A 13104-nucleotide genomic window follows, 5' to 3' on the forward strand; every position below is an offset into this window, starting at 1 on the left:
AGTGAATTCAGGAAAAGACATTGATTTTTCATTCGTTTATCCAAAGCTTAGCTTTCGCTTTTCAAAAGCTAAGCTTTTGGGATGCAAAAGGTAAGCTTTTACAACGCAAAAGCTAAGCTTTTAAAATGACATTCGTAAACCGCTGATTATCAGTGATATTCAGAGGCTTGAAAATTCATCTATTTTCAACCGGAAATCAATGCGCGCCCTTACTGTCATTCCACCCCAATTTGCAAGGTTCCATTGCACCAATAGACTGCGAATGTCGTCCACTCTCCTTCTTGTCTTTCCAAAAGGGTAAAAACTCCCACAAAGCAGGAGAGGAACGGACAGGATTTTTCGTAAACAGATGGTAGTGAAATTAAATCTTTTCGCCGTAGCAAAGGTCGCCGGCATCGCCGAATCCGGGCACGATATACTGGTGCTCGTTCAACCCCTCATCAATGGCGGCGCACCAAATGGTAGTAGTGCTGTCGGGGAAAGTCTTTTTAATGTGGGCGATACCTTCCGGAGCGGCTATCACGCAAGCCACATGCACATGGCGCGGAGTGCCCTTGGTGAGAATGGCCTTATACCCTAATTCCATCGAACCTCCCGTGGCAAGCATGGGGTCGGCAATGATGAGCGTCTTCCCATTGATGTCGGGCGTGGCAAGATACTCCACATGGATGCCCACCTCATGATGCGCGGCATCCTTGTATTCGCGATAAGCACTGACGAAAGCATTCCCGGCATGGTCGAAAACGTTGAGAAATCCGTTGTGGAAAGGCAACCCGGCGCGGAAAATGGTAGCGAGCACGATTTTATCGATTGGGACATTCACCTTTGAAACCCCTAAAGGGGTCTCTATTTCCTGCGCCTCATACTGGAGTCGCTTGGAGATTTCAAATGCTTCAAATTCGCCTATGCGCATGACATTGTTGCGAAACAACAACCTGTTGCGCTGATAGTTCTTGTCGCGTATTTCCGCCATATAGCGGTTGATAACGGAGTTTTGCTCTGAGAAGTTAATGATTTCCATATTTGATTTGCCTATATTAAAAATTAAAGAGATAAAACTCAAGAAATTCGCACTATTTTTTGTGAACCATAGCCTTAGCCACTTCCACCATTTAGGAAAAGCTCAAACTCTGCAAAGTTACATTTTTTTTCAAGAACTACGAAATCTAAAAACAGTTTCCGAAAATAATTTCTAAATATTTTATCCTCTTTTTCAGTTTTTCTTTTCGGGGAATGATATTTCATCGTTAATTTCCGCAATCAACAAACTTCCATCACAGAACGCTATCTTGGCGAGATGATGTTTTTAGGCTCGCGATCAATACCGAGTGGAATATTATCAGGATTATGCGAATTCGAGATAAGATAGAATTATATTCTTAATAATCAGAGCTTATTTAATTTTATAATTTATTGATTTTTGATAATAGATATACAAAAAAAAGACATATAACTAAGTTTCCAGAGAGGGCTTTTATCCTAAATTTGCATGGAAAATATAAAAAAGTGGATTAAAATTACATTTTTTTATTTTATTTTTTTACCTTTGAGGCATGAAACGTTTCAGTTACAATGGTTTTATATCAATTTAAAATTAAAAAAACATGAAAAAGTATTATTTTTTTATTTTAGTTTTTTTCTGCCTGTTTCCATTAACAAATTTCGCTCAAAAAGGCAAATCCGACATTATCCTTCAAGTTGAAGGGTGCGCATTTGGAGATATGAAACCGGAAGAACGAGCAATAGAAGGTAATTTTTATATCACCAACAGATTGTATGTAGGTACAAAACTGACAAACGCGACCATGCTGATGAAGCAGGATGACAAGCGAGAGTATTTCAAGACAAGAAGCTATGGATTGAATGTGGGGTACAGAGTGATAAAAGACAAATTGTTCAACCTCATCACAGAGGCTGGTTACAGCCTTTCCGAGAAGCATAGTGATTGGAGATATAACACTTGTCAGTTGATGTGCTATATAGAAATAGAACACCACAAAATGTTCTTTCGCCTTGGATTAGGAGGAAAACATTATGACACGCGCGGTTCCGCCCACAAGAACTACCTAAAGCCGATAGGAAGTCTTGGATTTGGCATAAGGATTTAAGCTTATGGAGATTAAAAAAGATGCGGGAAACAGGATTCTCATACATTTGAGAAAGTCTCTACTCGCGTCTTTTTTCTTCTATTCTATTCCCGTATGCGCGCTCTGCCAAAAACATATACGCAGAGGTTTCGAGGACATCGGATAGTGTTTTCCCCTGCTTTCGAAGCATTAGCCACGATGCGAGACTTACGAAGAAAACGCAAACAATTGCAAAGCAAACTTTACAAAATGATTACCGAGAAGAGGATAGATACCAAACAAACAGGATAAAAAGGCAAAAGAAAGTTTTTTTTCGAGTAGAAGTTATCTTATATATATTTTTTTTTATAACTTTGCCACAATAATTATAGTCTTATCCGTATCTTTGATTCAAACGATAGGACAGAAAGTGCTACGATTGTGGCAAAAATATGGTTTTGAGGGTATAAAGATTAAAGTAAGTAATATAAATATTTTTCAACTAAATACATTTTTAAAGTAATGGCAAAGTTTGATAAGAGCGTACTCGAAAAGTACGGTATCACAGGAACAACAGAAGTTGTTTACAATCCTTCTTATGAGGTTTTGTTCGAAGAGGAAACAAAAGAAGGTCTCGAAGGTTTTGAAAAAGGCCAGGTTTCAGAACTTGGTGCAGTAAACGTAATGACAGGTGTTTACACCGGTCGTTCACCTAAAGATAAATTCATCGTTGACGACGAGAACTCGCATGACACCGTTTGGTGGACATCCGACGAATATAAGAACGACAACAAGAAAGCATCAAAAGAGGCTTGGGCTGCCGTAAACAGCATCGCCAAGAAAGAATTGTCCAACAAGAGATTGTTCGTGGTTGATGGTTTCTGCGGTGCCAACAAGGATACCCGCATGAAGATTCGCTTCATCATGGAAGTGGCATGGCAGGCTCACTTCGTTTCCAACATGTTCATCAAGCCCATCAATCAGGAAGAGCTTGACCAAGAGCCCGACTTCATCGTTTACAATGCTTCAAAGGCTAAAGTTGAAAATTACAAGGAACTCGGCTTGAACTCTGAAACAGCAGTTGTGTTCAACGTTACAACCAAGGAGCAAGTTATCATCAACACATGGTACGGCGGTGAAATGAAGAAGGGTATGTTCTCAATGATGAACTACTACTTGCCATTGAAGGGCATCGCTTCCATGCACTGCTCTGCCAACACCGACCTCAACGGTCAGAACACTGCCATCTTCTTCGGTTTGTCAGGTACGGGTAAGACCACTCTTTCCACCGATCCGAAACGTCTGCTCATTGGCGACGATGAGCACGGATGGGACGACAACGGCGTGTTCAACTTCGAAGGTGGATGCTATGCAAAAGTAATCAACCTCGACAAGGAGTCTGAGCCCGACATCTACAACGCAATCAAACGCAACGCGCTCTTGGAGAACGTAACACTCGATGCCAACGGCAAGATAGACTTTGCTGATAAGAGCACAACCGAGAACACTCGCGTATCTTATCCCATCACCCACATTAAGAACATCGTTCGCCCCATCTCGGCAGGTCCGGCAGCAAAGCAGGTAATCTTCCTTTCAGCCGATGCCTTCGGAGTATTGCCACCGGTATCCATCTTAACACCGGAGCAGACCAAATATTACTTCCTCTCCGGCTTTACCGCTAAATTGGCAGGTACAGAACGTGGTATCACCGAGCCAACTCCAACATTCTCAGCTTGCTTCGGTCAGGCTTTCTTGGAACTTCACCCAACGAAGTACGCTGAAGAACTCGTGAAGAAAATGGAGAAGAACAACGCAAAGGCTTACCTCGTAAACACAGGTTGGAACGGTACGGGCAAACGTATCTCCATCAAGGATACACGCGGTATCATTGACGGCATCTTGAGCGGCGACATCAACAACGCACCTACCAAGACCATCCCTTACTTCAACTTCGCAGTTCCAACAAAACTCGAAGGTGTGGACACCAACATCCTTGATCCGCGCGACACATACGCCGACGCAACCCAGTGGGATGAGAAAGCAAAAGACCTCGCTGCACGCTTCCAAAAGAACTTCGTTAAGTACACCGGAAACGAGGCTGGCAAGGCTTTGGTAGCAGCCGGTCCGCAAATCTAATTCGGACAGAATAAGATTCTATCAATTATAAAACACCCTGCTCCGCAATTAGGAGTAGGGCGTTTTTTCGTAAATGGGGAATCCGTACTAAACAAACTTAAAAAATGCTGTTATAAAGCATATTTTACATAATAAATGAGTAAAAAGGAGTTTATCTAAAGAATTCTAATTAAATTTGCATCCAAATTGAATAATTAGCTTTTCATGAGAAATAAGATATTTTCCCTTCTTGCGATACTAATGGGAACCTTTCTGCTCAGCTCCTGTTTGAAAGACAATAAGGAAGAGAACGAAAACATCACGACCGACGACACCGCGATAACGGCATTCTCGCTGGGCAAGTTAAAATTGGTTCGCGACAGCGTGAACAAAGCCGGCAGAGACAGCACATACATCATCGACTACGATGCTTCTTCATATAAGTTCTACATCGACCAAGCCCAAGGCCTCATTTACAACCCGGACTCGCTGCCCTATGGAACGAATGTGGCAAAGGTGTTGGCGAAAGTAACAACAAAAAAGGGCGGAAGAGTTTCCATACAGTCCGTCAAAGATTTGAGCTTAAAGTATTTCAACGAAAACGATTCCACCGATTTCTCCACCCCACGCATTTTGATAGTTACCGCGTTGAACGGAACAAGCTATCGCAATTATCGCGTAACGGTGAACGTACACAAACAGCGTGGCAACGTTTTCTCATGGTCGGCTCTTCCGAAAAACCAGGAATTAGAACTGCTGACAGACAATAAAGCCATTGCTTTCGCAGGAAAAGTCTTCGTCTTCGGACGTAAGGACAATCGCACTTATGGCTATTTCACCAATGAAGAAGACGGGATGGAATGGACAAAACTACCCGGTTCCTTCTCAGCCGATGCCTACAGAGGCGTGATTGCGCATGAAAAGCATTTGTACATCATAGACAATGGTGAGGTGAAACGCTCCGCAGATGGATTATCATGGACTGTGGTAAGCAACACCTCACTTACACAACTTGTCGCCGAAGATACAAAAAATATATACGGCATCTCCGATTCGGGGGCTCTCTACGCCTCAAACGACAATGGCGCCACGTGGAGTGCTGAAGAAACAGATGACGATATGGCGATGTTCCCAACCGCAGACTTCAGCTACATCACTCGTACACTGTCCACCAATAGATCAATTGAGTACACCACATTGGTGGGAACAACTCCCATGTTCTCGCAAGCAGTTGCATGGACAAAGCTTGTGGATAAGAAAGACGCAGTTCATTACAAATGGAGCTTCATCGATAACAACAACGCCCATTCCTATACATTACCGAAATATATCGACCTTCATGTGCTGGATTTCAACGGAAAGTTACTGGCAATGGGAGTGGAGAACAAAGTCTTCGCGCCAATGCTCGTCAGCGAAGACGGAGGCATAACATGGAAGAAATTCAATCAATTTTCACTCCCTGCCAATCTCATGGCTGCCGGTGCGTTTACAGCCGTGAGAGACAGCCACAAATTTATATGGATCATCTGCGGTGGGACAATCTGGCGCGGACGGCTCAATAGCGATGGGTGGACGAAAGACCAAACAGCATTCACGGAATGATGCCACGCCATACCATAATCAGTAAGAAACAACAGAACAATAAAATAAGAACAGCCACCTGTTGATATTTCTCTTAAGAAGTCATAACCCCCAAATTGAATGAAACGTTTCCTATTCTACATATTGCTTATCATGGCAGCTGCACCAATAAAGGCACAGGATGGGGAAGAATATAGAATGGAAATTGGAGGAGGTCTGGGACTAATGGGATATTTAGGCGACTTCAATGGCGCACCAACAAAGAATCTTCAACCGATGGGATCACTGCTGGCTCGCTATGTTTTCAATCCTTACATGGGATTAAAGATGAACCTTTCCTATGGAAAAATAAAGGGAAGCTCCAATGAGGTTAAGACATATTATCCTAAATTTGCACAAGAACCCTACGAATTTAACAATACGCTGATTGACGTAGGCATCACATATGAATACAACTTTTGGCCCTACGGCACAGGAAAGGAATACAGGGGCGCACAAAGAATTACCCCATTTGTATTTGGAGGCATAGGAGCCACATACGTGAAACTTGACAAAGGAAATAAAGAATCGATCTTCTCGGCAAACGTTCCGATTGGAATCGGTGTAAAATATAAAGTAGCTGAGCGAATGAACGTCGGATTGGAATGGGCAATACATCTCTCCTTGTCTGACGAATTGGATGGTCAGAAAGACCCTTACGACATCAAGAGCAGCGGATTGTTCAAGAACACCGATTGCTACTCCGCGCTACAGCTGACCTTTACCTATAGTCTTTTGCCCAAGTGCCGTACCTGCCACAACGATGACGAATAGCGGACGCGAAGGCATCACACAACATTAAATAACGAAACTATCTTCACATAAAATGGAAGAAGAGTTGAATATGAAACGAATACCACGACACATTGCCATCATCATGGATGGTAATGGTCGTTGGGCAACACAACGCGGAAAAGAACGGTCCTACGGTCATCAAGCCGGAGTTGAAACCGTGAGACGCATCACCTCGGAATGTACGAAGTTAGGGGTGAAATATCTCACGCTCTACACTTTTTCAACGGAGAATTGGAACCGCCCTTCTGATGAGGTTGCCTCACTGATGGGATTGGTACTATCGTCTCTGGAGGACGAAATCTTCATGAAAAACAACGTCCGATTTCAGGTTATAGGCGACATGGAGCGACTACCTGCAGAAGTAACAGCCAAACTTCGAGAAACCATGGAGCACACTGCGAAAAACAATGCCATGACAATGGTGGTTGCATTGAGCTATTCCGCGAGATGGGAACTGACAAGAGCCACGTGGCAAATAGCTCAAAAGGTGAAAAGCAACGAGTTGAACATCGATGATATCACGGAACAAACCATAAGCGAGAACCTCTGCACAAACTTCATGCCCGACCCGGAATTGCTGATTCGGACAGGAGGCGAACTGCGAATATCCAACTACCTCTTGTGGCAGTTGGCATATTCCGAGCTATACTTCTGCGATACGTATTGGCCTGACTTCAAGGAAGCTGACCTTCACAAAGCCATTGCCGATTATCAGCATCGTCAACGACGCTTCGGGAAAACCGAAAAACAAATAGAAACTGAACAAGAAAACAATAAGAACGCTACCGATGAGTAAAATAAATAAGATCTTGCTGCTGTTAGCTGTCGCAATGTCGCTCAGCCTACAAGCAAACGCTCAAGAAAAGATTGTAAACCCCACCATATCCTATGCGGGCAATCCCCAAATATACAAGCTGGCGGGATTAGCGGTATCAGGCGTTGAAGGTTATGAGGATTATATTTTAACGGGCATTTCAGGATTGTCGATAGGTCAGGATTTGGAAATTCCCGGCATTGCCATAACCGATGCAGTGAAGCGATATTGGAAACATGGTCTGTTCTCTGATGTTTCCATCTCCGTGGATTCACTCGTGGGAAACAAAGCCTATCTGCACATTCATCTGCAAACCCGCCCCAGAATATCCACCATCAATTATTTAGGCTTGAAAAAATCAGAGCGTAACGACTTAGATCAAAAAATCGGGTTGCTCAAAGGCGGACAGATAACTCCCAATATGATAGACCGCGCCCAATATTTGGCAAAGAAATATTTTGATGACAAAGGCTACAAAGATGCAGAAGTGAACATTCGACAGCGCGATGACGTAACAGCCAAGAACCAAGTCATTCTCGATATTGACGTTGATAAGAAAGAAAAGAAGAAAGTAAGACAAATCTTCATAGAAGGAAACGAGCAAATCAGCGATCAAAAGATCAAAGGCTCAATGTTCAAGAAAGGAGCATTTGCGAAGATACACGAAGCAGGCAAGTTCAAGAACTTCTTCAAAGCAAAAAAATTCACACCGGAAAGATGGGAAGAAGACAAGAAGAATCTCATCAAGAAGTACAACGAATACGGCTATCGCGATGCTACCATCCTTGAAGACAGCGTATGGAACGCGGACGAGAAGCACGTGAACGTTTACGTAAAGGTGGATGAAGGAAAGAAGTATTATATACGCAACATCACATGGGTAGGCAACACCGTTTATTCGACAGACTATCTCTCAAGGCTGCTCGATATGCACAAGGGAGACGTCTATAACCAAAAATACATGAACAAGCGACTTTCCGAAGACGATGACGCCGTCGGCAACGCTTATTGGAATAGTGGCTACTTGTTTTATAACCTCCAACCTACGGAAGTAAATATTGTTGGCGACTCCATCGACCTTGAAATGCGCATCTTCGAAGGACAACAGGCGCACCTTAATCATGTGAGAATTAATGGCAACGACCGACTTTACGAAAACGTTGTACGCCGAGAGTTGCGAACAAAACCCGGCGATTTATTCTCCAAGGATGCACTCCAACGAACGGCACGCGAGCTTGCGTCCATGGGACACTTCGATCCTGAAGCCGTAAACCCCGATGTTAAGCCCAATTTTGAAGATGGCACCGTTGATATCAACTGGAATTTGAAGCAGAAATCAAACGACCAGATTGAATTCTCATTAGGCTGGGGACAGACAGGAGTCATCGGTCGCGTAGGTTTGAAACTGAACAACTTCTCCATGGCAAATCTCTTCCGCAAGAACAAGGAGCACCGTGGCATTCTTCCCATTGGAGATGGCGAAACCATGTCGATAAGCGCACAAACCAACGGACGCTACTACCAATCTTATAGTTTGCAATATGCCACCAATTGGTTTGGAGGAAAACGTCCAATACAGTTTACCGTGGGAACATACTTCTCCAAACAAACAGACGTGTCGGGCAATTATTATAACAGAGGTTATATGAATAATTACTACAACTACATGTATGGCTTGGGGAATTACAACTATAACGACTACGAGAACTATTACGACCCTGACAAATACGTTCAGTTGCTTGGTATAAACATAGGATGGGGAAAGCGACTAAGATGGCCTGACGATTATTTCACACTCTCATTGCAACTCGCTTATCAGCGTTATATGCTCAAGAATTGGCGTTATTTCATCATGACCAATGGTTCCGCGAACAACCTTAACTTGAGCATCGCACTCAACAGATCATCAACCGACAACCAGCTCTTCCCACGACGCGGTTCGGAGTTCTCCGCCTCACTCACCATCACCCCGCCTTGGTCGTTATGGGACAAGAAAGATTACAAGAACCTGGCAGCCGATCCTTTCTCGCCAACGTATCAAGAAGAACAGAAAGAGAAGTACCGCTGGGTGGAATATCACAAATGGAAATTCAAGGCACGCACCTTCACCGCGTTGTCAAGTGGCACTAAATGCTTCGTGCTAATGACTCGTGTGGAATTAGGACTGCTCGGAAGTTTCAATAAAAATAAGAAAAGCCCATTTGAAACCTACTATATGGGTGGAGATGGCATGAGTGGCTATTCCAACGGTTACGCCGAAGAAACCATTGGCTTGCGCGGTTACGATAATGGCTCACTGACGCCACGCGGGTTCGAAGGTTATGCCTACGACCGTTTTACGCTTGAACTTCGCTATCCGTTCCTTTTGGGCAACACAACCATCTACGGACTCGGATTCGTGGAAGCCGGTAACGCATGGAACGACACGAAAAAGTTTAATCCTTTCGAAATGAAACGCTCTGCCGGACTTGGTATCCGCATTTTCCTCCCCATGGTGGGCATGATGGGTATCGATTGGGCATACGGTTTCGACAAGGCGTATGGTTCCCATGGATTGGAAAAAGGCGGAAGTCAGTTCCACTTCATTCTCGGACAAGAGTTCTAACCCTCACAACGAGCATAACGCAACTATCATCACTTACTCATCCCAAAACATAAAATGGAGGAACAAAACATGAATTATGAAAAGAAAAACATAGCAAAGACCATGATGATGAGCTTAATGCTCCTCATCCTCGCACTCCTGCCTTCGAAAACAAACGCGCAAAAATTCGCGCTCATCGACATGGAGTACATCCTTAGCAACGTTCCGGCTTACGAACGAGCCAACGAGCAGCTCAATCAAGTCAGCAAGAAGTGGCAGGCGGAGATAGAAGCTCTCAACACGGAGGCGGGAACGATGTACAAAAACTATCAGAACGAAGTGGTGTTCCTATCCAAAGAACAGAAAAAGAAAAAACAAGAAGACATCCTCGCGAAAGAAAAGCAGGCAGCGGAGCTGAAACGGAAGTACTTCGGACCCGAAGGAGAACTCTTTAAGAAACGCACCAGCCTCATCTCTCCCATTCAGGAAGAAATCTACAACGCGGTGAAAGATATCTCCGACCAACGTGGCTACAGCCTTGTCATCGACCGTTCCAGCAGCACTGCCGGCATCATCTATGGCTCCCCGAAAGTGGATATCAGCAACGAGGTGTTGCAAAAACTCGGATACGGAAATTAGAAACATCACCGATGGGTGAACGCTATATGAGAAAAAAATCGTATATTTGCACAACGCCCGGCGAAAACAGAATTTACAAACAATTAAACAATACGCAAGAAAATGAAAAAACTTATTTTAATGTTAATGCTCTGTGCGCCAATGACCATGTTCGCACAGAAATTCGGACATCTTGACTCACAGGCTTTGCTACAATCCCTACCCGAAGCAACCAGCGTACAGCAGAAACTCGAAGCCAAAGGAAAGGAATACGAGAAACAGCTGACAGACATGCAAAAGGAATTGCAGCGCAAAGCGGAAGATTACGACAAGACCAAGAGCACGATGAATGCAACGAAGCAAGCTGAGACTGAGAAAGAACTTCAGGAAATGTACACCAAAATTCAGCAAACAGCTCAAGACAATCAGAAGGCTTTCAACGAGGAACAACAAAAGCAGCTCGGTCCGGTGCTCGAAAAAGTACGCAAAGCCATCGAGGCTGTAGCGAAGGCAGGCAACTACACCTACATCATGGAAAAAGCTGCCGGTCAGCCACTCTACATCAACGAAGCCATCAGCAAAGATATTACGACAGAGGTGAAAGCCCAGCTGGCAAAAATGAAGTAAACCACTCTTCTACAAACCTTCGCGGGTGTCTTTACCCGGTAGAAAAGAAAACATCATCCCATCGAATACGATGAGAAAATTTGGGAAAGTCGCCGCTGACAGGATTCGTTATACGGCGACTTCTTTTTTCCCTTACACAGAAAGGAACGAAACAAAATGAAAAAAACACTCTTTTTTCTTGCTTTCCTGCTCATGCCGGTATTGGCATCTGCGCAGACACAGGGATGGAAATTCGCCTTTTTCAGCTACGAGGAGGTGTTGAAATCCATGAGCGACTATGCACTCGCAGCGAAGAACATGGAACAGCTCCGCGCCAAATACGATAGCGAGATAAAACGTTCGGAAGAGGATTTCCACCTGAAATACGAAGAGTTCCTTGAGGACCGCCCCACACTGGCTCCCTCCATACTCAAAAAAAGACAGGCAGAACTACAAGACATGATGGAGAGAAACACGGCATTTAGAAAGGAGTCGGAAAAACTACTTGGGCAAGCGGAAAAACAAATGTTTGCTCCCGTACATCAACGACTAAAAAACACCGTCAGGGAAATGGGGCGCGAGAGCGGATATGCCTTCATCCTGAATACCGACAACAATGCCTTGCCATACGCCGATATCTCCATGGGGGAAGACATCACCGAGACATTGAAAACCGTTCTAAAGTAAACACCCCATGACAGGAAACCTATCGCCCACAGCCGGACCCATCGGCATCTTCGATTCCGGATACGGAGGGCTGACCATCCTACAGGGCATTCGCCACCTGCTGCCGGAATACGATTACATTTATCTGGGCGACAATGCACGCGCTCCGTACGGTTCGCGCTCTTTCGACGTGGTTTATCAATTCACGCGAGAAGCCGTGCTGAAACTTTTTGAGATGGGTTGCCAACTGGTCATATTGGGATGCAACACGGCTTCGGCGAAAGCCTTGCGCACCATCCAACAAAACGACCTTCCGAAATGGGACACACGCCGACGCGTGCTGGGTGTCATTCGCCCAACAGCTGAAATAATAGGTACGCTGACCGAGAGCCGACACGTGGGGTTGCTTGCCACCGAAGGCACGGTGAGGAGCGAAAGCTACACCTTGGAGATAACAAAGCTGTGGCCCGACATTCAAGTAACCGGAGTGGCTTGTCCGCTGTGGGTACCCATCATAGAGAACAATGAGGCAGACAGTCCCGGCGCCGATTATTTCGTGGAAAAGCGGATTCGCCACATTTTAGAACTCGACCCCAAAATCGATGCGCTCATCTTGGGTTGTACCCACTACCCCATCCTCATGCCCAAAATCCGGAAATACGTCCCTGCAGGCGTTCAAATCATCGCGCAGGGCGAATATGTGGCAAAAAGCCTGAAAGACTATCTTCAGCGTCATACCGACATGGATGAACGCTGCACAAAAGGTGGTTCCACTCGTTATTACACCACCGAGAACTCCAAGAAGTTCGAGGAAAACGCACGCATCTTTTTGCCGGAGGTCATAGCGGTTTCGCACCTGTCGATGGAATAATCGCGCAAAGAAACGAATGGGCTGCGAGCATGGCTTTTTAGGAAAGAAAATCTAAAAAACAGCCTGAACTTGTAAAATGATTTCGTTTTACCTTTCAAAAGCTTAGCTTTTGGAACGTAAAAGGTAAGCTTTTGAAAGGCAAAAGGTCAGCTTTTGGACGCCAAAAGCTGACCTTTTGTCTTTTCCTGAATTCACTTGTCAGATCTGACGATGTTTTTCTGTTTTACTTGTCAAATATTTTCTTATTTACTGAATGACTTGACATTAACATTATATAGTTTAAATTTGAAGTCAGTGCACTTGCATAAAAGAAGATGGACAACACCTAAGTTCCGTCATATTTTCGGCA

Annotated in this window: 11 protein-coding genes; 10 read left to right on the forward strand and 1 reads right to left on the reverse strand. The window is 44.4% G+C overall.

The window, feature by feature from the left end:
* Window positions 1–361 precede the first annotated feature (361 nt).
* On the reverse strand, window positions 362–1021 hold the full coding sequence (upp, locus tag ETF27_RS02005; protein ID WP_130830574.1) for a uracil phosphoribosyltransferase: 660 nt from the start codon (window positions 1019–1021) through the stop codon (window positions 362–364).
* A gap of 700 nt (window positions 1022–1721) precedes the next feature.
* On the opposite strand from upp, the gene ETF27_RS02010 reads away from it, so the two are divergent.
* The 10 genes from ETF27_RS02010 (at window position 1722) to murI (ending at window position 12755) form a co-directional block, all read left to right on the forward strand.
* On the forward strand, window positions 1722–2108 hold the full coding sequence (locus ETF27_RS02010) for a hypothetical protein (RefSeq protein WP_130830575.1): 387 nt from the start codon (window positions 1722–1724) through the stop codon (window positions 2106–2108).
* 480 nt (window positions 2109–2588) lie between these two features.
* Window positions 2589–4202 carry a phosphoenolpyruvate carboxykinase (ATP) gene (gene pckA, locus ETF27_RS02015; protein ID WP_130830576.1) on the forward strand — a complete coding sequence of 538 codons (1614 nt, stop codon included), beginning with the start codon at window positions 2589–2591 and terminating at the stop codon, window positions 4200–4202.
* Window positions 4203–4406: 204 nt separating this feature from the next.
* Window positions 4407–5783 (forward strand): DUF6242 domain-containing protein, encoded by a 1377-nt coding sequence (locus ETF27_RS02020; RefSeq protein ID WP_130830577.1) that lies wholly within the window; start codon window positions 4407–4409, stop codon window positions 5781–5783.
* Between the two features lie 99 nt (window positions 5784–5882).
* Window positions 5883–6575, forward strand: a complete 693-nt coding sequence (porG, locus tag ETF27_RS02025; RefSeq protein ID WP_130830578.1) for a type IX secretion system protein PorG — start codon at window positions 5883–5885, stop codon at window positions 6573–6575.
* Window positions 6576–6627: 52 nt separating this feature from the next.
* The gene (locus ETF27_RS02030) at window positions 6628–7392 is read left to right on the forward strand and encodes an isoprenyl transferase (RefSeq protein WP_130830579.1); all 765 of its coding nucleotides are present in this window, start codon (window positions 6628–6630) and stop codon (window positions 7390–7392) included.
* A complete protein-coding gene (locus ETF27_RS02035) occupies window positions 7385–10015 on the forward strand; it encodes a BamA/OMP85 family outer membrane protein (protein ID WP_147785413.1) in 2631 nt (876 codons plus the stop codon). Before ETF27_RS02030 ends, ETF27_RS02035 begins: the two co-directional genes overlap by 8 nt.
* A gap of 102 nt (window positions 10016–10117) precedes the next feature.
* The gene (locus ETF27_RS02040; RefSeq protein ID WP_130830668.1) at window positions 10118–10633 is read left to right on the forward strand and encodes an OmpH family outer membrane protein; all 516 of its coding nucleotides are present in this window, start codon (window positions 10118–10120) and stop codon (window positions 10631–10633) included.
* Window positions 10634–10735: 102 nt separating this feature from the next.
* Window positions 10736–11239, forward strand: a complete 504-nt coding sequence (locus ETF27_RS02045) for an OmpH family outer membrane protein (RefSeq protein ID WP_147785414.1) — start codon at window positions 10736–10738, stop codon at window positions 11237–11239.
* 156 nt (window positions 11240–11395) lie between these two features.
* Window positions 11396–11905, forward strand: coding sequence for an OmpH family outer membrane protein (locus tag ETF27_RS02050; protein ID WP_147785415.1), 510 nt, complete (start codon window positions 11396–11398; stop codon window positions 11903–11905).
* 7 nt (window positions 11906–11912) lie between these two features.
* Entirely contained in the window at window positions 11913–12755 is an 843-nt protein-coding gene (murI, locus tag ETF27_RS02055; protein ID WP_147785416.1) for a glutamate racemase, read from the forward strand.
* Window positions 12756–13104: the final 349 nt, after the last annotated feature.

Origin of the sequence: Prevotella brunnea (assembly GCF_008016795.1) — a bacterium.
Taxonomy (GTDB): domain Bacteria; phylum Bacteroidota; class Bacteroidia; order Bacteroidales; family Bacteroidaceae; genus Prevotella; species Prevotella brunnea.